Source organism: Streptomyces sp. NPDC043176, assembly GCF_056436715.1.
In genome coordinates, this window is sequence record NZ_JBWKCA010000001.1 from 367,657 (window position 1) to 390,369 (window position 22,713).

22 protein-coding genes are annotated in these 22,713 nt (G+C 72.6%); 9 read left to right on the forward strand and 13 right to left on the reverse strand.

The features are described 5' to 3' along the window. The first annotated feature begins 18 nt into the window (after positions 1–18). The 4 genes from AC067A_RS01670 to AC067A_RS01685 are packed head-to-tail and all read left to right on the forward strand — an operon-like array spanning position 19 to position 3,956. Positions 19–2,385 carry a beta-ketoacyl synthase N-terminal-like domain-containing protein gene (locus AC067A_RS01670; protein WP_478613024.1) on the forward strand — a complete coding sequence of 789 codons (2,367 nt, stop codon included), beginning with the start codon at positions 19–21 and terminating at the stop codon, positions 2,383–2,385. Then, positions 2,382–2,732 carry a PqqD family protein gene (locus tag AC067A_RS01675; RefSeq protein ID WP_478613027.1) on the forward strand — a complete coding sequence of 117 codons (351 nt, stop codon included), beginning with the start codon at positions 2,382–2,384 and terminating at the stop codon, positions 2,730–2,732. Before AC067A_RS01670 ends, AC067A_RS01675 begins: the two co-directional genes overlap by 4 nt. Then, positions 2,729–3,703 (forward strand): TIGR03560 family F420-dependent LLM class oxidoreductase, encoded by a 975-nt coding sequence (locus AC067A_RS01680; protein ID WP_478613030.1) that lies wholly within the window; start codon positions 2,729–2,731, stop codon positions 3,701–3,703. Before AC067A_RS01675 ends, AC067A_RS01680 begins: the two co-directional genes overlap by 4 nt. Continuing rightward, positions 3,696–3,956, forward strand: coding sequence for a phosphopantetheine-binding protein (locus AC067A_RS01685; protein ID WP_478613033.1), 261 nt, complete (start codon positions 3,696–3,698; stop codon positions 3,954–3,956). The genes AC067A_RS01680 and AC067A_RS01685 overlap by 8 nt, the downstream gene beginning before the upstream one ends. A gap of 22 nt (positions 3,957–3,978) precedes the next feature. Here AC067A_RS01685 and AC067A_RS01690 read toward each other — a convergent pair whose 3' ends face one another. Beyond that, on the reverse strand, positions 3,979–4,704 hold the full coding sequence (locus AC067A_RS01690) for a thioesterase II family protein (RefSeq protein WP_478613035.1): 726 nt from the start codon (positions 4,702–4,704) through the stop codon (positions 3,979–3,981). Positions 4,705–4,842: 138 nt separating this feature from the next. On the opposite strand from AC067A_RS01690, the gene AC067A_RS01695 reads away from it, so the two are divergent. The 5 genes from AC067A_RS01695 (at position 4,843) to AC067A_RS01715 (ending at position 9,817) form a co-directional block, all read left to right on the forward strand. Beyond that, positions 4,843–5,679, forward strand: a complete 837-nt coding sequence (locus AC067A_RS01695; RefSeq protein ID WP_478613037.1) for a hypothetical protein — start codon at positions 4,843–4,845, stop codon at positions 5,677–5,679. Positions 5,680–5,842: 163 nt separating this feature from the next. Further along, a complete protein-coding gene (locus AC067A_RS01700; RefSeq protein WP_478613039.1) occupies positions 5,843–7,120 on the forward strand; it encodes an MFS transporter in 1,278 nt (425 codons plus the stop codon). A gap of 90 nt (positions 7,121–7,210) precedes the next feature. Further along, entirely contained in the window at positions 7,211–7,993 is a 783-nt protein-coding gene (locus tag AC067A_RS01705) for an alpha/beta fold hydrolase (RefSeq protein WP_478613042.1), read from the forward strand. A 30-nt stretch (positions 7,994–8,023) separates the two neighbouring features. After that, on the forward strand, positions 8,024–8,521 hold the full coding sequence (locus tag AC067A_RS01710; protein ID WP_478613044.1) for a CYTH domain-containing protein: 498 nt from the start codon (positions 8,024–8,026) through the stop codon (positions 8,519–8,521). 468 nt (positions 8,522–8,989) lie between these two features. Continuing rightward, positions 8,990–9,817: a helix-turn-helix domain-containing protein gene (locus tag AC067A_RS01715; protein ID WP_478613046.1), complete on the forward strand. Its 828-nt coding sequence runs from the start codon at positions 8,990–8,992 to the stop codon at positions 9,815–9,817. Positions 9,818–9,899: 82 nt separating this feature from the next. On the opposite strand, the gene AC067A_RS01720 is transcribed toward AC067A_RS01715, so the two are convergent. The 12 genes from AC067A_RS01720 to AC067A_RS01775 all read right to left on the reverse strand — a co-directional run bounded on the left by AC067A_RS01720 (position 9,900) and on the right by AC067A_RS01775 (position 22,540). Beyond that, a complete protein-coding gene (locus AC067A_RS01720) occupies positions 9,900–10,655 on the reverse strand; it encodes a TauD/TfdA dioxygenase family protein (RefSeq protein ID WP_478613049.1) in 756 nt (251 codons plus the stop codon). 111 nt (positions 10,656–10,766) lie between these two features. Next, positions 10,767–10,970 carry a hypothetical protein gene (locus AC067A_RS01725; protein ID WP_478613052.1) on the reverse strand — a complete coding sequence of 68 codons (204 nt, stop codon included), beginning with the start codon at positions 10,968–10,970 and terminating at the stop codon, positions 10,767–10,769. Positions 10,971–11,144: 174 nt separating this feature from the next. After that, entirely contained in the window at positions 11,145–12,236 is a 1,092-nt protein-coding gene (locus AC067A_RS01730; protein ID WP_478613054.1) for a dipeptide epimerase, read from the reverse strand. A gap of 202 nt (positions 12,237–12,438) precedes the next feature. After that, positions 12,439–13,794 carry a hypothetical protein gene (locus tag AC067A_RS01735; RefSeq protein WP_478613057.1) on the reverse strand — a complete coding sequence of 452 codons (1,356 nt, stop codon included), beginning with the start codon at positions 13,792–13,794 and terminating at the stop codon, positions 12,439–12,441. Beyond that, a complete protein-coding gene (locus tag AC067A_RS01740) occupies positions 13,787–14,728 on the reverse strand; it encodes an aminotransferase class IV (protein ID WP_478613060.1) in 942 nt (313 codons plus the stop codon). The genes AC067A_RS01735 and AC067A_RS01740 overlap by 8 nt, the downstream gene beginning before the upstream one ends. Then, on the reverse strand, positions 14,712–15,500 hold the full coding sequence (locus tag AC067A_RS01745) for a TenA family transcriptional regulator (RefSeq protein WP_478613063.1): 789 nt from the start codon (positions 15,498–15,500) through the stop codon (positions 14,712–14,714). The genes AC067A_RS01740 and AC067A_RS01745 overlap by 17 nt, the downstream gene beginning before the upstream one ends. Next, complete coding sequence (locus AC067A_RS01750; protein ID WP_478613066.1) at positions 15,484–16,485, reverse strand: beta/alpha barrel domain-containing protein; 1,002 nt, start codon at positions 16,483–16,485, stop codon at positions 15,484–15,486. Before AC067A_RS01750 ends, AC067A_RS01745 begins: the two co-directional genes overlap by 17 nt. A 61-nt stretch (positions 16,486–16,546) precedes the next feature. Beyond that, positions 16,547–17,650: a succinyl-diaminopimelate desuccinylase gene (gene dapE, locus AC067A_RS01755; RefSeq protein WP_478613068.1), complete on the reverse strand. Its 1,104-nt coding sequence runs from the start codon at positions 17,648–17,650 to the stop codon at positions 16,547–16,549. After that, positions 17,647–18,996 carry a hypothetical protein gene (locus tag AC067A_RS01760; RefSeq protein WP_478613070.1) on the reverse strand — a complete coding sequence of 450 codons (1,350 nt, stop codon included), beginning with the start codon at positions 18,994–18,996 and terminating at the stop codon, positions 17,647–17,649. The genes dapE and AC067A_RS01760 overlap by 4 nt, the downstream gene beginning before the upstream one ends. After that, positions 18,993–20,432 carry an MFS transporter gene (locus AC067A_RS01765; protein ID WP_478613072.1) on the reverse strand — a complete coding sequence of 480 codons (1,440 nt, stop codon included), beginning with the start codon at positions 20,430–20,432 and terminating at the stop codon, positions 18,993–18,995. Before AC067A_RS01765 ends, AC067A_RS01760 begins: the two co-directional genes overlap by 4 nt. Beyond that, the gene (locus tag AC067A_RS01770) at positions 20,433–21,842 is read right to left on the reverse strand and encodes a DUF6025 family protein (RefSeq protein WP_478613074.1); all 1,410 of its coding nucleotides are present in this window, start codon (positions 21,840–21,842) and stop codon (positions 20,433–20,435) included. Then, a complete protein-coding gene (locus tag AC067A_RS01775; RefSeq protein ID WP_478613077.1) occupies positions 21,839–22,540 on the reverse strand; it encodes an aspartate/glutamate racemase family protein in 702 nt (233 codons plus the stop codon). The genes AC067A_RS01770 and AC067A_RS01775 overlap by 4 nt, the downstream gene beginning before the upstream one ends. Between the last annotated feature and the right edge of the window lie 173 nt (positions 22,541–22,713).

Consider the following 22,713-nt stretch of genomic DNA (forward strand, 5'->3'; position numbering starts at 1 on the left):
TCCACCTGGAGTCCTCCCATGCAACGAACACCCCTGCCCGCACAGCCCGTCGCCGTGATCGGCATGGCGGCCCGCTTCGCGGGAGCCGACGACGTCGAGAGCTACTGGACCAACCTCGTCGGCGGCGTCGAGTCGGTCACCCGCGTCGACGCGGACGGACCGGTCGACGGCGGGGCCCACCGGGTGCGCGCCGCGGCGAAGGTCGCCGACGTCGAGTGGTTCGACGCGGACTTCTTCCGTACGCCTCCGACGGAGGCCGTCATCATGGACCCGCAGCAGCGCGTGCTCCTCGAAGTGGCCGCCGAGGCGCTGGAGGACGCCGGCTACGCCGGCCGGCGCGACGCGGTCGTCGGCGTGTTCGTCGGCTCGGGCGAGAACCACTACTTCCGCGAGTTCGTCGCCCCGGCCGAGGAGCGGGCCGGCCGCGGCGGCGACGTGCGCATCACGCTCGCCAACGAGAAGGACTTCCTCGCTCCGCGCCTGGCCTTCAAGCTCGGCCTCACCGGACCGGCGATCACCGTGCAGACCGGCTGCGCCACCGCGCTCAGCGCCGTGGCCCAGGCCTGCTCGGCGCTGGCCGCCGGCGACTGCGACATCGCGCTGGCCGGCGGCGTGAGCCTGCTCATGCCCGACGTCGACGGCTACGACTACACCGAGGGCGGCATCCTGTCGGCGGACGGCCGCTGCCGCGCGTTCGACGCCGACGCCTCGGGCACGATCCCGGGCGCGGGCGCCGGCATCGTCGTGCTCCGGCGGGACACCGACGCCCGCGCGGCGCACGACCGCCGCCGGGCCGTGATCCGCGGCTGGGCGGTCAACAACGACGGCGGATCGCGCGCCAGCTTCACCGTGCCGAACATCGCCGGCCAGGAAGCCGTCATCCGCGGCGCGCTCGCCCGGGCCGGCGTCGCACCCGACGAGGTCGGTTACGTCGAGGCCCACGGCACCGGCACCGCCATCGGCGACCCGGTCGAGTTCGAGGCGCTCCGGCGCGTCTTCGCCACCCCCGGCAGGGCGGCCGAGAGCATCACCCTGAGCTCGGTCAAGCCCAACATCGGGCACACCGACGCGGCGGCGGGCGTCGCCGGCCTCATCAAGGCGACCCTCGCGGTCGAGCGGGCCACCGTGCCGGGAACGCTGCACTTCCGCAGCCCGAACCCGGAGATCCCGCTCGCCTCGTCCCCCTTCGTCATCACCTCCGAGACCCGGGCGTGGGACACCGAAGGACCGCGCATCGCGGGCGTCAGCTCGTTCGGCCTCGGCGGCTCGAACGCCCACGTGGTCGTGGAGGCCGCGGAGACCGCGCCCACCGCGGCGGCGGCGCGCCCCCGGCAGGTCATCGCGCTGTCGGCCCGTACCGACGACGAGCTGACCCGCATGCGGGAGCGGCTCGCCGAGCGGCTCGCGGCGACGACCCCGGGCGCGGGGGCCGAACTCGCCGACATCGCCTACACGCTGGGAGTGGGCCGCGCCCGCTTCACGCGCCGCTGGGCCGCCGTCGTCGCCGACGCGGACGAGGCCCTCGCGCAGCTGAAGGCGGCCGCCGAGACCGGCCGTCCCACCACCCGCTGGTCGCTGGCCGTCCACGGCACGCCCGCCGAACTGGCGGCCCTGGGAGCCCGGTTGCTCGGCGAAGAGCCGCTGTTCCGCTCCGCGGTCGCCGAACTCACCGACGGCTTCGCCGGAGAGTCCGCCCTCGACGGCCTGGCCCCTCAGCAGGCCGGTGCGCTCACCGCGCTGGGCGTCGCCCGCGTTCTGCGCCGCCTCGGCCTGACGTTCTCGCGCGTGGACGCCCCCGACTGGGCGCGCCCGGCCACCGACTGGCTCGCCCAGGGCGGCGACACCGCCGCGCTGGAGGCGGCCCTCGCCGCCTGCACCGGCGGCGCCGCCGACGCCGGGTCCGTCCGCGAGCGGGTGGGCCAGGTCCTGGTCGGCCCGTCGTTCGACCTGGCCGAGGCGGTGGCCGCGGCCTGGCGGGCCGGCGTGGCCGTCGACTGGACCGCCTACTACGGCGACGAGGCACGCGGCCGGGTGCCGCTGCCGACCTACCCGTTCACCCGCACCCGGTTCTGGCTCGACCGGCCCGAACCCCGCCCCGAGCCCGAGCTCGTCCGGCCGGAGACGCCGGAGGCCGCCGCCGCCGCGAACGTCGCCGCGTTCGTCGAGCAGGTCTGGCGCGAGGTCCTCGGCATCCAGCACATCGCACCTGACGCCCATTTCGTGAACGACCTCGGAGGCGACTCGCTGTACGCGGTCGAGATCGGCGCTCGCCTGAACGCCGGCTTCGGCATCGACCTCCCGGTCGACCTGCCGTTCATCGCCCCCACGATCGCCGCCACCACGACCGCTGTCGAGGAGGCCCTGGCCATGGAGAAGAACTCATGAGCACTGTCAACGACACCACCGTCCTCGTCCGCCGCCTGGACGTCACCGCCCGGCGGACCGACCAGGTCATGGAGCTGAGCGACCGCGCCGAGGGCGGGGTGCTGCTGGAGACCGTGATCGGCCGGTACGTGCTCGACCGCGACGCGCGCGTGGTCTGGCTGCTCGTCGACGGGCGCCGCACCCTCGCCGAGATCACCGACGCCGTCGCCGGACAGCTGGACCGGCCGGTGGCGGAGGTCCGTGAGGGCGTCCACGAGGTGAGCGCCCGCCTTCTCGACCTCGGTCTCGTCGAGATCGTGTCCGCGGCCGACGCCGAGGCCTTCGCCCAGCTGACGGTCTCCGGATGAGCCGCCGCCCCCTGACCCGGGTCGGCTTCCAGTACGCCGGGTACTCCTTCCCGGGAGTCATGGACAACCGGCTCTTCCAGCAGGTCGTCGACATCGCGCACGCCGCCGAGGCGTCCGGCTTCGACAGCCTCTGGACGATGGACCACGTCCATCAGATCGCCTCCGTCGGCGAGGCCGACGAGCCGATCCTGGAGGCGTACACGACGCTCGCCGCCCTGGCCGCCGTGACCACGACCGCCCGCCTCGGCGTGCTCGTGTCCTGCAACAGCTTCCGCAACCCGGCGCTGCTGGCGAAGATGGTCACCACCATCGACGTCATCAGCTCGGGACGCGCGGTCCTCGGCATCGGCGCCGGCTGGCACGAGGAGGAGACCCACGCCTACGGCATGGAGTTCCGCACGCCCCGGGAGCGCCTGGCGCAGCTCGACGAGGCGGTGCAGATCTGCCGGGCGATGTTCACCGAGCACGCGCCCCGGTTCTCCGGGAAGCACCACAGCGTGGACGAGCCGCTGAACGTGCCGGCCCCCGTCAGCCCCGGCGGCCCGCCGATCCTCATCGGCGGCGGCGGCGAGAAGGTCCTCATCCCGCTGGTGGCCCGGCACGGCGACGCCTGCAACTTCTTCGGCGGGCCCGCCACCGTGCGCCACAAGATCGAGGTGCTGGAACGGGCGTGCGAGGCCGCGGGGCGCGACAGCTCCGAGATCAGCCGGACCTGGCTGGGCACGGCGATCGTCACCGACTCCGAGGCCGAGCTCCAGGAGTCGCTGGAACGCCTCGGCACGCTCCTGGGCGTCGCGCCGAGCGCGGCCCGCGGCCTGGCGCTGTGCGGCACCCGGGCGCAGGTGCAGGAGCGGATCGGGGAGTACCGCGCGGCCGGCGTCGAGGGCATGATCGTCACGGTCCTCGACCCCAGCGACCTCGACCACCTCCAGCGGGTCGGCACGACGCTGCGCGAGGTGCTCGATGACTGAGACGCCGAGCGACCCCGGGACCGTCCTCGATCTGGACGGTCCAGCGGCCGAGGTCATTGCCGCGGTCTGGGCCGAGGCCCTCGACCTGGACGAAGTCGATCCCGACACGGGCTTCTTCGACCTGGGCGCCTCGTCGAGCACCGTGGTGAAGGTCGTCCGCGTCCTGCGGGGCCGCTGGCCGGACCTTCAGCTCGTCCAGGTCTTCTCGCACCCGACGGTCGCGCAGCTCGCGGAGCTCCTCGACGATGCGTGAGCGGACCGGGGCCGCGGAGGGCTCACCCGAGCGCGTCCCGGACGCAGCCGGCGAGGGCCGGCCACGCCGCACCGCCGAAGAGGTGGTCGGCGCCGGCCACCTCACGGAGCTCCACCGCGCCGGTGGTCTCGGCACGCCAGCCGTCGACCGCCGCACGGTCGAGGTGCTCGTCCTCCGCGCCGTACACGACGGTGAGGCGGGAGTCGAGCGGCACGGACGCCGCGCGGTCGTAGCCCGACACCAGCCGCATGTCCGCGGAGAGGATCGGCAGCAGCAGCTCCATGAGTTCGGGTTCGCTCCGGAGGTCCTCGGACACGAAGCGGGTCAGGTCGTCGTCCGACTCGACGGGGGCCTCCGCGTAGGCGCGCGGCGGCAGTTGCGAGGCCACCACCAGGTGTCCGACCTCGGGTGCTCCGGCGGACCGGCGCAGCGCGTGGGCGAGTTCGAAGGCGAGCAGGGCTCCCGAGCAGTGGCCGAAGAGGGCCACGCGCGCGGCGCCCAGCGCGGTCACCTCCCGGACGAGCTCGGCGACGGTGTCCGCGAGCACGGTGCCCGGCGGCTCGGTCTGGCGGCTCTCCCGTCCGGCGAGCCGGACGCCGTACACATCGGCCGCGTCACCGACGACCGGACCCCAGGCGCGGAACGGAGTCGCCCCGGCGCCGGCCCACGGAATGCAGACGAGGGCGGTTTCATTCCGTATTTCCGAACTCCACGGAACCAGTGCCTGAGAACGGCGCGAAGTATTCATGAAAACGGATCATAGCCCATGCGCGGCACCAGTCGTATTGCGGCGAAGTAATCGGGGATATCGGGGATTTCGGCGTCGATTCCCCGGTCGGTCCCTATGAAACGCCCCCATAGTCTCTGCTATTCGGAAGGTATTCTCATGTTCAACCCCACAGTCCAGGTCATCGCCGCACAGCCGAAGGTCCTCACCCCTCCGGACATTTCCTTCGAGGCCATCCTCAAGCACTTTCCCGGGCTGGCCGAGGCCGAGGCCGTCTGCATGACGGGCTCGATCGCCGCCGGGTGGGGAAACGCCTTCAGCGACATCGACCTCTACGCGTTCTCCGACAAGGAACTCGTCCTCCCGGTCGACGAGACCATGGAGACCTGGCCCGGCGCCGATTCGAGCGGCGTGCGCTGGCACAACTGGATGGGCGTCTACGACAACGCGCGCGTCGACCTGAAGGTGTGGCCGACGTCCACGCTCACCACGGCCCTCGAGCCGTACCTCGCCACCGAGGTCGAGTTCTGCAGCATGGGCGACTTCCTCCAGGACTTCGTCTACCGCCTCGACGTCGCCATGCCGCTGAAGAACGAGGAGTTCTTCGGCCGCATGAAGGAGCTCATCGCCGGCTCCTCCTACCCGCGCGCCCGGGCCCGCCGCCTCAAGGCCGACGTGGAGAACCGCCTCACGGACGTCGCCGGCCAGCTGGACGCCGGTGACGACAAGACGGCCCGCGTCTCCGCCGCCCTCGCCGCCGCCACCATCGCGGACGCGGCGCTCGTGCTCTCCGGCGAACTGTGCCGGCGCGAGAAGTGGCTGGTGCGCCGCCTGGAGAAGACCCCCCAGTGCGGGATCACCGTCGACGACTACGTCACGCAGATCCTCGACGGCGCCCGTCCCGGCGAGTCCGACGCCGCGACCGCCCTCCGCATGGCCCGGTGGACCCAGGCCCACCTCGTCCGGCTCGAGGACGCCTTCCTGTCGGCCTCCTGAACGGACCGACCGCGGCGCCGGGCCCGCCGCGGGCCGTCCCCCGACGGACCGCGGCGGGCCCGGCACCCCAGTGACCCCCCCATGCGCACCCCCGACTCGAAGCCAGGAGAGACACCGTGAACGCTCTGCACGCCCTGTGGCAGGTCAGCGAGGGCACCCCGTCATGAGCCGGATGACCAAGTTCCGCACCGCGCTGCGCGGTCCGGAGGAACCCCGCCAGCGGCTGCTGGCCCTGGCGACCGTCGTCAACACGATCGGCATGGGCATCTTCCTGTCGGCGGGGACCATCTTCCTCATCCGGTCCGCCGGGTTCACCCCCACCGAGGCGGGCATCGGCCTCACCGTCGGTTCGCTGTGCGGCTTCGGGGCCGGCGTCGTCATCGGCGACTGGGCCGACCGGCGGGGCTCGCGCGAGGTCGTCATCGGCTCCATGCTCCTCGAGGCCGCCGCGAGCATCTCCCTCCTGTTCGTGCACAACCTCTGGTCCCTCGTCGTCGTGGCCGCCGCCGCGGCCGTCGGCCGGGCGGGAACCGTCAGCGCGCGCGGCGCGATGATCGGCGTGCTGGCCGGTGACAAGGGCGCGCAGTACCGCACGTACCTGCGCGCGGTGACCAACGTCGGCCTGGCCATCGGCACCATCGGGGCCGCCGTCGTCCTGGCCTTCGACACGCGCCCGGCCTACGTGTCCGTCATCGTCACCGACACGGTCACCTTCCTGCTCGCCGCCGCGATCCTCACGCGCCTCCCGCACATCCCGCCGACGCGCTCGGCGAAGAAGGAGGACGGGGAGGGGGCCGAGCCCGCCGGGAAGGAGCGCCGCTGGGTGGCCCTGCGCGACCTCCCCTACCTCGCGCTGACGGCCACGTCGTCGATCACGAGCCTGCAGTACTTCGTCCTCGTCCCCGCGCTGCCCGTGTGGATCGTCATGCACACCGAGGCGCCGCGCTGGATGGCGGCCGTCGTCCTGTTCTTCGAGTCGGTCCTGGTCGCCGCCACCCAGGTCCCCGCGACCCGCTCCATCGACGGACCGCGCTCCGCGGCCCGCCTGCTGGCGCTGTCCGGCCCGGTGTTCCTCGTCGCGTGGGTGCTGATCGCCCTCGCGGAGGGCCCGTCCGCGGGGGTCGCGCTCACGCTGCTCATCGTCGGCGTCGTCCTGCACGCCCTCGCCGAGGTCTGGCAGGCGGCCGGGACGTTCGAGCTCTCCTTCGCCCTCGCCAAGCCCGAGGCCCAGGGCCAGTACCAGGGAGTGATGGGGCTCGGCCACGGCCTCGCCGAGGCCGTGGCGCCGATCGTGGTCATCTCCATGTGCATCAACTGGGGCAAGCCCGGCTGGATCGTCCTCGCCCTGGTCGTGATGCTGGGCGGCTTCGTCTGCGCCTTCATCGAGCGGGTCTGGGCGCGCTCGCAGCCGGCCGCCGAGGCGGCGCCCGCCACGGCGTGACCCCGTGCCGGGCCGGGGGCGGCCGTCGTCGAAGCCGCCCCGGGCCCGGCGCCGTGCCGTATCCCACCTGCTCTGCCGAAGGTCGTACGTATGGAGAGGCTGCATTACCTCCGCCGCGGTGCCGGCTCGCCCCTGCTGCTCGTCCAGGGCACCGCCGCGCACTCCCTGCACTGGGGCGAGCGGCTGCTCTCGCTCCTCTCGGAGTCGTTCGACGTGGTGGCCTACGACCACCGCGGGACCGGCCGCTCGGCACCGCTGGACCGGGGCTTCGGGGTGGCGGACCTCGCCGACGACGCGGCCGCCCTGCTCGACGAGCTGGGCTGGCCGCGCGCGTACGTCCTGGGGGTGTCGATGGGCGGTCTCGTCGCCCAGGAGCTGGCGCTGCGCCATCCGGACCGGGTCGGCGGCCTCCTGCTCGGCTGCACCCACACCGGAGGCGCCGGCGCGCCGCCCGAGGTCCTGGAGGTGCTCACCGCGGCCGTCGTCCGGGGCGACCCGCTCGCGACGGTGCGCAATGTGTTCCACGTCGGCGTGAAGGACCCGGAGGCCGTTCGGGAGGGCGCCTGGGACGAGTACCGCGAGGCCACCCTGACCCTGCCGGTGCCCCCGCAGGTGACCGCCGGCCAGATCGCCGCGGTGGCCCGGCACAGTACGGCGGACCGGCTGCACCGGATCGCCGTGCCGACGCACGTCGTCCACGGCGACGCCGACCGGCTCGTCCCGGTGGCCGAGGGCGAGCGGATCGCCGCCGCCATCCCGGGCGCCCGGTTCACCCTCGTCCCGGCCGGTCACTTCTTCTGGATGGAACAGCCGGAGACCACGGCCGCGTGGGTCGCGGAGGCCTGTGCGGGGTCGCGCAATACACACCTTTGACGGCATTCGTACACGAGAGCGAGAACGGACTTGACGAACTTCGAGATCGAGCGGAAGTTTCTGGTCGCCACGGAATGGCTTATTCCGGCCGGTGCTCCCTCGAGCCACCTCCGTCAGGCGTACCTCAGTCCGCTGGGCTCCGGCAACGAGATCCGGGTGCGGGCCAAGGGTGACGCCCGGCTGATGACCGTGAAGGCCCCCGACGAGGACGGGAACCCGCTGGTGCGCCGGGAGGTGGAGTTCCCGATCGCCGACGAGGTCTTCGAGCAGCTGTGGGCCCTGGCCGGGCGGGACCGGCTGAGCAAGCGCCGCTGGGCCGTTCCGCTCGGGGACGCGACCGCCGTGGTCGACGTGTACGAAGGGGAGTTGGCGGGCCTGCGGGTCGTGGAGGTCGAGTTCGACGGCGTCGGCGCGGCCCGCGCCTTCGAGCCGCCGGCGTGGTTCGGCGAAGAGCTGACGGGGGACCCGGCGTGGAGCAACCGCGAACTGGCCGCGCGGAGCGGCGGCGGGCAGCCGAAATCCGACTGAATCCGCGGGCGTTCCCGATCACTCCAAGTCCACTTACCTGAACGAAATATGACGACTCGTCACCAGAACAACCCCATGGGTGCGTCCGGCGTCCTCATGACCGTGCACTCGTCGCCTTCGATTATCACTCGCGCAGGGTGGTAATCGAAGGCATTGTGCCGTTGGGGCCCTTTGTGAACGGTTCGGTCGGGCGGATGTCATTTCGCCCCGCCGGGTGCACGTCTGAAGGGTGAATCGCGCATCTGATGGCGGGAGGTGGTGGAGAGTGCACCGGATCAAGCCGGGTTGACGCACAGGGTTCTGTGCGATCATGGGGGCCGCCCAAGCGACCGCTTAGATCCTCTGACCGAGCGTTCCATGCAACTTTAGGGGAATTTTGCACTGCCATGGGAATCTTCAAATTCGCGGACGTGATACCCGGACTTCCTGGCGCCCACGCGACGCCATTTCATTTGCTTGAGGGGGCGTATGCCTACCGGTGATTCGGATCGGCCCGACCAGTCGATGCTTCCGGAAGCGGAGTTCAGACGCCTGCTCTCCGCGTCGCGCACCTCTCTGAGCCGGATCGCCCGGGAGGCGGAGGAGGTCTCGGCCACGATCGAGGCGGCCACCGCCGGGCTCGTACGCCTTCGGCCGGCGGAGCGGAGCGCGGTGGACGCGGAGCTCGTCGTCGGCCAGGACCGGATAGCCGAACTGCTCGACCGGGTGCCCTCCCTCGCGCAGGAGGAGATCATCTCCATGCACCCGGGGCTCGTGCTGCCGTCCACGGAACTCGCCGACGGGATGCAGCGCAATCACAACCTGCCCGAGGGCGTGGCCATGCGCACCATCCACCTCACCCCGATGAGCCGTGTGCCGCGGGGCGCGATGCACCTCCAGTCGCTGGTCGACCACGGCGTCTCGGTGCGCCTCGCCAACGCGCTCCCGTTCCGGCTGATCATCGTCGACCGGTACTGGGCGATGGCGCCCGCCTCGGCCGCCGAGGGCGAGATGGCGCTGATGCTCTTCCGGGGCGGCAGCATGGTCCAGCTCCTGACCAAGGTCTTCGAGCTGTGCTGGCTCATGGCGTCCCCGCTGGAGGACGCCACGGAGACCGTCGTCGACGAGCCGACGCCTCAGCAGCGGATCATCCTCAGAGCCATGGTGTCCGGCATGAAGGACGAGGCCGTGGCCCGCGAGCTGGGGGTGTCGATCCGCACCTACCGGCGTCTGCTGGCCGGACTCATGGACCTGCTGGGCGCCGAGTCCAGATTCCAGGCCGGCGCCAAGGCGATGAGCCTGGGCTGGCTCCAGTGATCCGCTGACATCCGGCGCCGCGACGGGTTCGGCACGTCGCGGCGCCGGGTGCCCCGGTGGCGCCTGCTCGGTGGCCGCCTGCTCAGGCGTCGACCGGGGCGGCGATCTGGACGCGCTTGAGGTGCCGGGAGGGGTCCTCGAAGGCGTTGCGGGAGTGGAGCATCCGCCAGTTGTCCCAGACGATCAGGTCGCGCTGCTCGTAGCTGACCGCGATGTGGTTCTCGTCGTAGATCTCCTTGCCGCGCTCGCGCAGGCGCGCGGCCAGCTCGTCACCCTCCGGCACGATCATGTTGTTGTACGAGAAGCGGAACACGCGGCCGCCGTTGCGGTTCTCCAACACCGGGTGCTCGACCCGGACGTCCACACCACGCCGCGAGAGGCCGTCGGTCGACTTCCACTCGTACGTCGTGTCGAACAGGCGCTGCCGCTCCTCCTCGGTGAACTCGTCGAGGATCTGGTTCCCGTCGAGCATGGTCGTCTCGCCGCCCTCGCCGGAGGCCGGCGTGACGCACCACAGGCCGAGGTAACGCGGCGGGACGCCGCGGAACTCGTAGCCCTCGCTGTGCGGGAGCAGCGACTTCCGGTTCTGCGCGTGGTACGTGTCGTCCATGTCGGCTTCGGGCTTCAGGTCGCCGACGACGGTGCCCGTCGGCGTCGGCTGGAAGTCACCGAGCTCCTTGAGGAACGCGACGTGGTCGAAGGACTTCGGCACGTTGACCACGTGCACGTACCCGTTGTTGCCGAGCAGCTGGTGGAACGCGTAGCGGAGGACGCCGTCCGACAGGAGGTCCCCGTTGACGTCGGTGCAGGACAGGACACTATCCGGCAACTTGCTCACGATTCTTAACTTTCCGTTCTTTTGATTGATCGGTCGGCTTCGAGTGCGGTTGCCGGAAGGTGGTAGCCGGTTCTGCTTCGGACGTCGTCCCCCCGACGCGTACTGCCCCTGCTATCCCCAGATCAGGTCCTCGAGAACGAACGTGGCGTCCGCCGCGGCGCTCGCGGCGCTTCGGTCGTTCTCCGCGGCCGGCGCGGCCTGCGACACCAGGACCAGGGCCAGCATGGCGGTCGCGGCGAGGTTCGTGGCCAGGAGGAAGGACCGCTTCGGAGCCGGCGGGTAGGAGATGTTGCGGGGGTGCGAATTGCGTGCCATGTTTGTGCTTCCGCTTCTCACGTTCGGTAAACGGCAACGCCTTTTGTGGGGCGTCGCGAATTACGTAGGTGCTCAAGATTCTTGTGGAGCAGCGGAATCCGGGCAAGAGTTCGAGCCTGGCGCAGAGAGGCCGTGGCAGCAATGGGCCGAGGTGCGGCCCACCGCCGCCACCCCTCAGGCCGACGGCTCCGGCAGCACACCGCCGACGCCGAGACCCGGAGCATCCGGCAGCTCCAGGACCGGGCCGCGGTACGAGACCCCGCCCCGCACCGGCGAAGCACCCAGCCACAGCGGGGCGTCGAGGTCGACATGGGTCACCGCGCTGCGCGCGGCGACCACGCTCGCGGCGGCCGTGATGGAGATCTCCGTCTCCAGGGAGCAGCCGATCATGCAGGTCAGCCCGGCCGCCTCGGCGATCGAGACGACACGCAGGACGCCCCGCACACCGCCGCTCTTCTGCACCTTGACGCTCAGGATGTCCGCGGCTTCCTGGCGCACGACCTCCAGGGCGTCCTGCGCGGTGAGCACGCTCTCGTCGGCCACCACGGGGGTGTCGACGCGCTCCCGGACGAAACGCAGCCCCCGCAGGTCCCGCGCCGCGACCGGCTGCTCGATGAGCTCGATGTCCGCGCCGCGGTCCTCCAGGAGCCGCACGGCCCGCACGGACTCCTTGGCGGTCCAGCCCTGGTTGGCGTCGAGGCGCAGCCGGATGTCCGGCCCGACGGCCTCGCGGACCGCCTCCACGCGCTGCACGTCGTGCGCGATCGCGTGGCCGACCTTCAGCTTCAGCGCCGTGAAGCCGTCCTTGACCAGCTCGGTCGCGCGCAGGGCCATCTCGTCCGGGGTGCCGAGGCCCACGGTGATGCTGGTCTCCATGGTCCCCTGGCCGCCGCCCAGCGCGCGGAAGAGCGGGATCCCGAGACCGCGGGCGAAGGCGTCGTGCAGGGCGATGTCCACGCCGGCCTTGGCGCCGCCGTTGCCGAGGATGCTCCGCTCGACCCGGTCGCAGGTCTCCTCGAGGTTCTCGGTGTGCCGGCCGACGACGGCCGCGCGCAGCGGGCCGTTCAGCGCGGCCACCACGCTGCCCGGGGTCTCACCCGTCACGGCGGGCATGGACACGGCCTCGCCCCACGCCGAGCTGCCGTCCTCCAGGACCAGCTCGACCAGGGTGACGTGGGCCTCGTCCACGGTCCCCCGGATGACCGAGGAGTACGGCATACGGAGGGGGACCTGACGGTGGTGGACGACGAGGTCGGTGATGCGCATGAACTGCCTTTCCTGTTTCGAGATCGAGGTGACGCGTCGCGCCGGGCGGCCGGTCGGGTTTCGAGATCGAGGTGACGCGTCGCGCCGGGCGGCCGGTCGGGCCGCCCGGCGCGAGCGCCCCCGCTGCGCCGTCCCGCCGCGGAGCCGCTCCACGGGGCGGTACGGCGCCTGGTGCCCGGGGGGCCTGACGGCCGGTGGCCGGCTACTGCCCGGCAGGGACCGTGTTCACCGCGGGCTCTCCCGAGACCCGCACGGACAGCTTCCGGCCGCCCTGGAAGACGTTCACCCGGTCGCCCGTGGACGCCTTCGCGCCGAACCCGACGAAACGGCCGCCCCAGACGAACGAGTCCAGGCTCACGGCCATCGGTACCGTCCTGCCGTCCTCGCACAGCACCGGGCAGCTGACCGGTGCCACGTACTCCTGGAGCAGCCGGCCGCGCGCGGCCCCGTCGGAGACGGCGTCGCCCCAGACGTCGCCGCGGGTCGCGCGGCCCACCAGGACCCCGTCGCCGCGGATGTCGTAGGGCTCCTTGAGGACGAAGTCCGTGGCCCGGGCCCGGATCTCCGCCTCGGACGGCAGGTCCGAACCCCCGCGCAGAGCACGCGACCAGGGCAGGACCTCCGCCACGAGCGAGCGTTCCGCCGCGTCGAAGCGGTCCGCGAACCGCGGGTCCTGCACCAGGGCGAGCGCCAGCTTGCTCTCCGCCACATAGCGGGCGCCCATGGAGTTGACGTGCAGGAACCCCTCGTGGGCGAGGGCCCGGCACCACCGTTCGACCAGGTCCGCGGAGTCCTCCACGAGCCCGCGCCACAGCACGGTGTTCACCTTGTTCCAGCACAGGTCGGCCGGGCGCCCGGCGAACCGTACGACACCGTCGACGAGCTCGATGTCCCGGGGGTCGGCCAGGAACGCCGTGGCGCCGTGCGCGTTCAACTGCGCCACCAGTTCCGCGGGTTCGACGCCGACGGCGTCCCGGGGCTGGAGCACGGCCACCCGCAGGCCCGCGGAGGGTGCGCCGAGCCGCTCGGCGTGGGCGAGCAGATGGGTCGCGAAGGCGCGGTCGTCCCGGAAGGCGAACGTGCCGGGGTCGCCGCCGTCCAGGCCCAGCTGCCGGTGCACGTCGGCCACGACCGTGTTGATCCGCGGGGTGAAGACGGCACCCGCCGGCGCGTCCGCGTTGTTCTCCAGGAACCGCAGCCGGCCGGTCGCCGCGTCCACGTAGCCGTCGATCCGCGCGACGGTCACCCGGTCCCGTGCCGCGTCGCACGCGCGGATCAGCCGCTCCGCCGCGGCCGAGAGCCCGAAGAACGCCCGGACCTCCGCGTCCGCGCGGTACAGCGCGAGCACCTTGTCCAGGAGCGCCACATAGGACTCGACGCGGGACACGTGGTCCGCGACGCGCGAGGCCTCGACGAACAGCGCGCTCGGCGACAGGGGGAAGGCCCGGTTGCGCAACGGCGGCCCCGCGTCGACCCGTTCGCTGGTCAACGCCAGCGACCGCCGCGGATACCGCGCGAGTTCGGCGGTGGTCACGCCGGTCCTGATCCAGTCAATCAACGGGGCTCCACGACACGTCGGTGGCCGGGGCGTCGCCCCGGACCTCGGCGAAGTACCGGTCCACGATCCGGTCCGTGACCGGCGACCCCGGCCAGGCGGGGAGCTCGGCGCCGTCGATCGCGCGCACCGTCGCGAACTCCAGGCCCGTCCCGCACAGGAACACCTCGTCGGCCCCGCGCAGCCGCTCCGCCCCGATCACCGCGGGGGCGGCCGGGATGCCGAGGGTCCGGCACGCGGCCAGGACCCAGGCGCGCGTGACGCCCGGCAGGACGCCGTCGCTGAGCGGGGGAGTGGCGAGCGCACCGTCGTGGACCGTGCACAGGGTCGCCGTCGGCGCCTCGGCCACATGCCCCTCCGGCGTCGTCAGCAGGCACCCGTCGTATCCGGCGGCCTTCGCCTCCATCAGCGCGACGCGGGAACCGGCGTACTGGGAGATGCTCTTGGCGTGCGTCGGCAGCACGGCGGCCGACGGCCGCTGCCAGCGGCTCACGCCCAGCCGCATGCCCTCGGCCCCCGCCAGCCACCGCTTGCGGCCCATGGGCCGCACCGTGACCGTGAGCGCCGAGCGGACCGGGGCGTCGATCAGCCCCGGGCCGTCCGCGCTGACGCTGATCCGGCAGTAGGCGTCGTCGGTCAGGCCGTTGCGCCCCGTCAGCTCGTCGACGATGTCCGCGAGCCGGTCGACACCCGGGTCGGGCAGCCGCATCGCGTCCATCGACGACCGGAGGCGCTCGACGTGCTGCGCCAGCAGCCAGGGGCGCAGCCCGCCGTCGGTGCGCCGGTAGAGCCGTACGCCCTCGAAGACCGAGAGCCCGTAGCGCAGCGCCATGCTGTCGACCCGCAGGGCCGCCTGGTCGGCGGGGACCATCCGGCCGGCGTGGAACACCGTGTCCGCCGGTCCGGCGCCGCCCGGGAGGTCAGGCGTTGTCGTCATCACTGCCCTGGTACCTGAAGACCGGCTCCGACGGGTCGTAGCCCTCGGCGAGGATCATGTCGAAGTGCCGGTGGCGCAGTTCGAGGGCGCGGGCGAGCGCCGTGCGGGCCCCCTCCTGGAGCTCCGGGGTCGTGCAGTAGCGGCGCAGCAACTCGCGTGCCGCGTCCGCGTGCTCGTCCTCCAGCTCGCTCACCGCGTCGGCGTCGTGGTCCGCCGAGGCGTGGTGCACGAAGAACTCCAGCCCGGAGGCGGGCAGCCCGTACACGTCACGCATGACCGAGAGCATGCTGTTCCCGCCGTCGCTGACGATCGGGGGCTGCCCCTCCATCAGGAGCAGCACGGAGGCGACGCCCTCGGTGAAGTGCCGGCCGGAGTTGCAGACCGAGACGTTGTGCTCGATCACGGCGCGGGTCTCGGGACGCGGGTCCTCGGTCGACAGCGAATCCCTGGCCACGCCCACCGAGACGCCGAAGTCGGCGAAGGTCTCCAGGTGGCGCTTGCTGTGGCTGAGCGCGCCGGTCTCCTCCTCGTAGACGTTCTCCACGAGGAGGGAGCGCAGCCGGTAGTCCTCGACGCGCGAGGCTATGCCCAGGATGTTGCGGGTCCACATGCTCTTGATGGGCCAGCGGTGGCGCACGAACTCGGCGAGCAGGCGCTCGGTGGCCTTGCCGGTCAGGATGACCTGGTAGAGCGGGCTCGTCATCTTGCGGCGCTCGCGGATCATCCGGTCGAGGCCGTCGACGAAGTCGGTCACGTCAGTTCCGTTCTTCATGGGTCAGGGAGGGTGGGGCGTCCGTGTCCCCGGTGAGGTCCGGCCCCCGGTGGGGAGCCGCGTCGACGAATGCCAGGATGTGGTCGAACGACCGGGAGAAGAGGGGCCCGGCCTGGTCGATGTCCAGGTCGAACAGGCCCGCGGCCCAGGCCGCCGACTCCTGCCGTCGCCGTGTCGTCGTCTCTTCCCGCAGGACCTGGGCCAGCGGGGCCAGCGGCCGGACCGTGAAGTCGTCCCGGCCCCGTGACCGCAGGTAGGCGAGGAGCAGTTCCAGGACGAGGTTTCCGCCGCCCTTGCCGATCCCGTCGAACGACGCGTCGACATGGGAGGCGCCCGCGCGGAGCGCGGCCAGGCTGTTGGCGAGGGCGAGCCGCAGGTTGTCGTGGCCGTGGAACCCGACCGGCACGGGCACGGCACGGCACAGGGCCCGCACCAGCTCGTCGGTCGCGTCAGGGGTGAGGCTGCCGTTCGAGTCGGCGACGTAGAGCGCGCCGGCTCCGAGCCCGGTCGCCGCGACCGCGGCCGCGACCACCGGGTCGAGCGCCTGCGAGCTCACCCGGATCAGGTTGACCGCCGTCTCCAGGCCGGCCCGGCGGGCCCGCTCCAGGACCGGTCCGAGTTCCGCGGCCCGCGCCACGGTCACGGGGAAGCGCACCGCCCCGACACCGCGACCGGCGAGGGCGGCCCAGTCGGGCTCGTCGCCGAAGGGCTTCACCATCATGACGACGGTGGCCGGACCGGCCGCCGCGACCAGGTCGCCCAGCAGCGCCGGCGAGGGGTACGCGACACCGGCGTTCGCGTACCCGACCTCGATACGGCGGACCCCGGCGGCCGACACCGCGCGGACGACGGCCAGCGCCCGGTCCGCCGTCCAGGCGTGGCCGTTGAGGTAGCCGCCGTCGCGCAGCGTCACATCGGTGACCTCGACGTCGGCGACGCGTTCGGCGAGATCCCGGTTCGGCCGGGCGAGCGCGGACCGTCTCATCTGGGGATCACTCTCTCCAACGCCTGGTGGAACTCGACGGGTTCGACGAGCGCGGACCGCTTCATCCGAAGATCACTTTTTCCAACGCATCGTATACCTGGGCGAGTTCGGAGAGTTCGACCCGTTCCCTCGGGCCGTGCGCCAGTTCCGGGTCCCCGGGGCCGAAGTTGGCGGCGGGGATGCCCAGCGCGGCGAGCCGGCCGACGTCCGTCCAGCCGAGCTTCGGCCGCACCCGCCCCTCGACCAGCTCGCTCAGCCGGGTCAGTACGGGGTGGTCAAGGGACGGCGGCGCGGCGGGCGAGTCCAGCGTGACGTCGAGCTCCGCCGCGTCCGGCCCGAGGAGCTCCCGGAGCTCGGCCAGCACCTCCGCCTTCGTCCGGTTCGGCGCGTACCGGGCGTTCAGGTGCACCACGCACCGGTCCGGCACCACGTTGCTGTCACCGCCCGCGGCGACGCCCACGACCTGGAGGGCCTGCGGGTAGCGCAGACCGTCCAGCATCACCACCTCCGGCTTGTGGGCCGCGCACCGCTCCAGGGCGGGCAGCGCCACCTCGACCGCGTTGACGCCCTGCCAGGGGCGGGCGGTGTGGGCGGCGCGGCCCCGGAAGGCGGCACTCACCCGCAGGCTGCCCTGGCAGCCCGGTTCGAGCCAGCCGCCGGTGGGTTCGAGCAGGATCGCCGCGTCGGCCCGCAGGAGTTCGGGGTGCAGCCGGCTCAGGCGGTTCATGCCGCTGCGGTGGCTGCCGACCTCCTCCTGGTCGTAGAAGACCAGCGTGCAGTCGTGCCCCGCCGTGCGCACCGCCCGCTCGGCGAGCCGCAGCAGGACGGCGACGCCGCCCTTCATGTCGACGGCACCGCGTCCGGTCACCGCGCCGTCCACCAGGTCCGCCGGCTGCGCCGGGACGGTGTCCGGCACCGTGTCCAGATGCCCGGCCAGCAGGATCCGGCGGCCGCGGCCGAAGTCGCTGCGCGCGACGACGGCGTCCCCGATCCGGAACACCTCGAGGAACTCCAGACGCCGCAGCCGCTCCTCCATGAAGTCCGCGATCGCCGCCTCGGATCCGCTCTCGGACGGGATCCGGATCAGCCGCAGCGCGAGCTCGCCCAGCTCCGCGGGCAGGTCCCCCGCCCCGCCGGAAGCGGCCGGAGCACCGTACGGCGTCACAGCGCACCGCTCGCGTCGGGCCCGTGGAAGCATCCGCCGACGCGCGCGCCGCTGCCCATGCTGACCACGCCCACGTCGGGGTCGGCGACACCGCGCACGACCGCTCCGGCGTAGCGGTCGCCCGCCATGAAGACACCCCAGTTCAGCACGCTGGGGCCGGTGACGTCGCCGTCGGCGAAGGTCTCGGGCTCCGGCGTGACACGGCGCTGCACCACGAACGGGCTGCGCATCGCGTCGTCCAGCGCCGCGCGCCACTCGGCCTCGCCCATCAGCCAGCCGGCCGCGAAGCCCATGCCGCCGTGCAGCAGGCTGGGCTTGAGCACGAGGTCCGCGCGGTTCTCCACGCAGTACGCCTCCAGGTCGACGTACGCGCCGCCCACCTCGACCTCGCCGCGGCGCACCCGCCGGGTCCAGGGCACGAAGCGGTCGACCAGGGCACGGTCCTCGCCGGACAGGGACTGCCGCACCCGCTCGTCGCCGAGCAGCGCCAGCGCCCGCTTGTTCCCGTACATCTCGGTGTCGAGCGGTGCGAAGACCGTGACCCCGCCGTTCTCGTGACAGCGCAGGATCGGGTCGATCAGCTCCAGCTCGCCCGTCTCCTCCAGCAGGTCCTCGATGATGAAGAACCGGTAGACGATGTCCACGGGACGGTCCCCGACGTACAGGCGTCCGTCCCGGGCCTCGATCTGCCCGGTGTGGCAGGGCACCGCGTCGATCCCGTACGCGCCCAGCAGCTCGGCCATGAAACCGAGCCTGCGCTCCAGGTCCGTGAAGCTGCCGGGGGTGTCGACCAGGGCGACGAAGGGGCGGTCGCCCCAGTAGGGGGCGGTGTGCGCGTCCAGCATGACGCGGACGATCTCGCCGAGGGTGTCGACGTGCCGCAGCCGCTCCCGCTCGGCGAAGTCGGCGATCGCCGGCACGTCCCGCAGGGCCCGGTTGATCTCGGCGTTCTCGAAGCCGCCGAGGGCGCTGCTGATGTTGAACTCCAGCAGCCGGAAGCCCTCGCCGTCGTGGTAGAGGTCCGCCCGGCCCAGCGGCACCGGCGGGCCGCCCGCCGTCCGGCGGACCGCGTCGGCCTGCGAGGGCGTCATGCCGACCAGCTCGCAGTAGCGCGCGAGGTCGCCGTCCGCCACCAGGCCCGGCAGCGAGGTCAGCAGCCGGAAGATCCCGGCGAGGTCGTCGCCCAGTCCCTCCTGCTGCGCGTGGTCCAGGAACACGGGACGGCTCAGGAACGCCCCGCCGTAGGCGACGCGCAGGAGCTCCACGTCCACGGCCTTGTGCACGGTGTCGCGGACCGTGCGGTCGTCGACGGACGCCACGTACCGCTGGGTGAGCTGGTTGGTCACGACTCTTCCTTCATGGGGTGGCTCTCGGGAGTGGGCGCGCCGACGGCCGCGGACTCCGGTCCGCCGTGCGCCGGGCGCTCCGGTCCGCCGTCGGGCGAGCGCTCCGGTCCGCCGTGCGCCGGGCGCTCCGGTCCGCCGTCGGCCGTGGACTCCGGTCCGTCGCCGGCCGGGCGCTCCGCCGCGCCGCCCGTCGCACGCGAGACGTGCCGGAGGCCGAAGAACCAGGCGGCGGCGGTCGTCAGCACGCTGAGGACGCCCGCGCCCAGGAACACGGGGCGCGGATCCCCGTGGTTCATCGTCGTGAGCGCGCCGCCGACGAGCGCGCCGACCGGGCTGGCGACCAGGGCGGTGACGCGGGCCGTGGCGGTGACCCGCCCGAGCAGGTGGCGGGGGACCACGCTCTGCCGGACGGTGCGGATGATGACCACGGCGAGGACCGCCGAGGCGCTCATCGTGAGGTTCAGGAGCAGCAGCGGAACCAGGGACGTCGACATGCCGAGACCGGTCAGGGCCGTGCCCAGGGCCGCCGCGCCCAGGGTGATCAGCACCTCGTGGCGCACCTTGCCGCCGAGCCGGAAGGCGGCGGCCGCGCCGAGCACGCCGCCCACCCCGCCCGCGGTGACCACGATGCTGACCGCGGTGTCCCCGAGGTGCAGGGTGTTGCGGACGTAGAAGACCAGGAGGGTGGCCACGGCCAGGAAGAGGTTCGCGCTCGCCTGGAGACAGGTGATGACGAGGACGACCCGGAGCGAGCGCAGGCAGCGCAGCCCCTCCGCCAGGTCCTTGCCGATCCCCCGCAGGGCCACCGACAGCGGGGCGGAGGGCGCCGCGCCCGGCTGATCGCCCTTCAGCACGGTGAAGACCGTGGCGAACGACACCACGAAGGTGCTCGCGGTGACGAGCAGCGCCGCCTGCAGACCGACCACGGCCGTCAGGACGCCCACCAGACCGGGGCCGACGATCTGCGCGCTCTGGTTGGCGGCCTCCAGAAGGGAGTTGGCCCGGTGGAGCCGGTCCTCCTCCACGTTGTCGCGTACGGCCACGGCCAGCGCGGTCTCGAAGAACACGCCCGCGGCCGCGGCCACGAAGGCCAGCGCCAGGATCACCGGGACCTGGAGGCGGTCCAGCGCCCCCAGCGTGGCGAGCGTCGCGAAGACGCCGAACCGTACGGCGTCCATGACCAGCATCACGGTCCGGGGGTTCATCCGGTCGACCAGCGCGCCCGCCGGCAGACCGACCGCCAGATAGCCGACGGTCCGCGGGATGGCGGCCAGCACCGCGGCCGAGGGACTGCCGCTGATCTGCAGGACGAGCAGGGGGATCGCGAGGATCGCCAGACCGTCGCCGATCAGCGACACGGTCTGGCCGCCGAGGAAGATCTTGAAGGCCAGCGCGGAGGTCCGGGCGGGCGCCACCGGGGGCGGGGCGAGCGCCACTCAGGCCACCGCCTCGACGAGGGCGCCGACGATCTGGCACGCCTGGCTCATGGTCAGCGTCGAGAACCCCTCGGGCTCGACCGGCTCCCCGGCCGCCAGCGGCCGGCCGTCCGGAGACAGCCGGTCGCCCCACCTGATCTGCCGGCGGAAGGCCGCGGACAGCTCCGCGCCCTCGGCCTCCAGCCACTCGGCCACGACCCGCTGGATCTCGGGGGCCGTCCGGTCCACGCGCTCGGGCCAGGCGGCGATCGCCGTACGGACCCGGGTGAGCAGGGCCGCGATCAGCGCCGCGTCACGCGGCTCGCGCGAGGACGGCCACAGCAGGAAGGGCGCGGTGGGCGCGATGACGAACAGCAGGGGAGCGGCCCAGGGCAGGTCCCGCGCCACGGCCTCGTACATCCACCTGGTCTTCTTCGCGCCGCTGAAGAAGTACCCGCGGCGCTGCGGCGGGTAGCCGCCCATGGCCAGGGCGCCCCACTGCACGTGCACGTCGAAGTCCCCGCAGACCGGGGGCTGTCCGGGGGCTCGATGGGTGCCGAGGACCGCGTAGAGGAGGGTGACCGCGTCGACCGACAGCAGCGGCGCGTGCGGCGGAGGGGCGGCGTCCGCGTCGGTGAACCGTCCGGCGGCGATCGCGGCCCGCGCGGGCAGCAGGCTCGCCGCGACCAGCGCGTCGGCCGTGGGGTAGCTGACGGGTCCCAGGTGGTAGCCCGAGGCGTCGGCCGTCGGCTTGAACCGCTCCACGCTTCCGTCGCGGCGCACGATCCGGTCGAACACGTAGGACAGGGCACGGGTGTCCGTCCCGGCCGCCCGGAGCAGCGTGTGCAGCACCTCCGCGACCCGCTCCTCCTCACCGGTCAGGAGGTCGGAGTGGAAGGTGGCGTCGGGGAAGTGCTCGCGCATCCGGCGGCGGTGCAGCTCGGTGAGGGGCAGTCGCTCGCCCTCCCACTCGGTCTCGGCGTACGGCACGAACAGCGATCCGTCGCCGTCGTACCGCTCCATGCCGGCCGGCGACCGGTGCCGGAGGGGGAGCCGGCCGCGCACACCGGCCTCGACCAGGGAGCCGGGCAGGAAGAGGGTGTCGCCGCTCGCGAGGGCGGTGTCCTCGGTCTGGTTGAAGTCGTAGAGCAGGGGGCGGGCGAGCCCCGGGACGCGGCAGACCACGCGGTTGTAGTCCAGGACCGTGCTGCGCCCGGCGGCGATGTCGCCCCAGTCGGCGAGGTGGCCCGTGCGGATCGGGGTGAGCGGCAACGCGGCGATCGAAGCGGTCAGTTCGCCCATCGGGAGCTGTACGCGTCCCATGTGCCGGGCGACGAATCCCGCGCTGCCGGAGCGGAGTTCGCTCCACGACTCCTCGTCGAGGCCGATCGTCTTGAGTTCCTGTGGTGCCAGGCCGAGCTCCGGGGTCATCGGGAAGCGGCCATGTCCAGGACGGCCCGGCCGAGGATGCGGGTCACGTCGTGCACGTTCGGGGGGAGCTCGGGCAGCAGCGGCGACAGGTCCGTGCAGCCGACGACGACGCCGTCCCCGGGTCGCGTCCACTCCCCTTCGACGGCCTTGCGCAGCTGGGCCGAAGCCTCCGGCACACGGCCGGACTTGACCATTTCGACGCACTCCTGGATCTCGCGCTGGGTGGCGGGGTCAGGGTAGACGGGGGTGAGGCCCGCGTCCACCAGGGCCCGGTGCAGCAGACCGAGCTTCAGGGCGCCGTCGGTGACCGCGAGGGCGGGACGCCGGACGCCGGCCTCCCGCAGCCCGGCGGCCACGACCGCGAGCATGTCGACCACGGGAACGTCCACCGCGGCCGAGACCTCGTCGTAGTAGGCCTGCGTGGTGACGGAGGGCATCGCGATCAGCTGGGCGCCGGCCTCCTGCAGGCGCCGCGCCACGGCCTGGAGCTGTTCCACCGGCGAAGGTCCGTCGGACAGGAGGTGGTCGAGGCGACTGGGGATGGCCGGGCTGGAGAGGAGGACGACCTCCGGGTGCTCCTGGTCGCTGCCGGCCGTCGTCAGCTCGACGAGACGCAGGTAGAAATGAGCGCAGGCAAGGGGGCCGAGCCCGCCGATAATGCCTATCTTCTGCCAGTGGTCTATCGCGGCGTTACTCACGTGGTCCAGCCTGCTTCGGACGGCGGCCGGAAAACAACCCCGAACCGGTGGCATATGACGGTCATGGCGCATAAGTGTCAGCCATGAAGCGGTGCAAACCGGGCGTCCGCCAGGCCGTTGCGAAAGAATGTTGACGTCTTTCAGACCTGAGTATTACGTTGATCGCCACTTCA

Coding starts and splice junctions, on each gene's coding strand:
- AC067A_RS01770 (WP_478613074.1), bottom strand. CDS start 21,842: ATGACCCCGGAGCTCGGCCTGGCACCACAGGAACTCAAGACGATCGGC.
- AC067A_RS01670 (WP_478613024.1), top strand. CDS start 19: ATGCAACGAACACCCCTGCCCGCACAGCCCGTCGCCGTGATCGGCATG.
- AC067A_RS01725 (WP_478613052.1), bottom strand. CDS start 10,970: ATGGCACGCAATTCGCACCCCCGCAACATCTCCTACCCGCCGGCTCCG.
- AC067A_RS01745 (WP_478613063.1), bottom strand. CDS start 15,500: ATGAAGAACGGAACTGACGTGACCGACTTCGTCGACGGCCTCGACCGG.
- AC067A_RS01740 (WP_478613060.1), bottom strand. CDS start 14,728: ATGACGACAACGCCTGACCTCCCGGGCGGCGCCGGACCGGCGGACACG.
- AC067A_RS01675 (WP_478613027.1), top strand. CDS start 2,382: ATGAGCACTGTCAACGACACCACCGTCCTCGTCCGCCGCCTGGACGTC.
- AC067A_RS01680 (WP_478613030.1), top strand. CDS start 2,729: ATGAGCCGCCGCCCCCTGACCCGGGTCGGCTTCCAGTACGCCGGGTAC.
- AC067A_RS01695 (WP_478613037.1), top strand. CDS start 4,843: ATGTTCAACCCCACAGTCCAGGTCATCGCCGCACAGCCGAAGGTCCTC.
- AC067A_RS01685 (WP_478613033.1), top strand. CDS start 3,696: ATGACTGAGACGCCGAGCGACCCCGGGACCGTCCTCGATCTGGACGGT.
- AC067A_RS01730 (WP_478613054.1), bottom strand. CDS start 12,236: ATGCGCATCACCGACCTCGTCGTCCACCACCGTCAGGTCCCCCTCCGT.
- AC067A_RS01750 (WP_478613066.1), bottom strand. CDS start 16,485: ATGAGACGGTCCGCGCTCGCCCGGCCGAACCGGGATCTCGCCGAACGC.
- AC067A_RS01690 (WP_478613035.1), bottom strand. CDS start 4,704: ATGAATACTTCGCGCCGTTCTCAGGCACTGGTTCCGTGGAGTTCGGAA.
- AC067A_RS01705 (WP_478613042.1), top strand. CDS start 7,211: ATGGAGAGGCTGCATTACCTCCGCCGCGGTGCCGGCTCGCCCCTGCTG.
- AC067A_RS01715 (WP_478613046.1), top strand. CDS start 8,990: ATGCCTACCGGTGATTCGGATCGGCCCGACCAGTCGATGCTTCCGGAA.
- AC067A_RS01700 (WP_478613039.1), top strand. CDS start 5,843: ATGAGCCGGATGACCAAGTTCCGCACCGCGCTGCGCGGTCCGGAGGAA.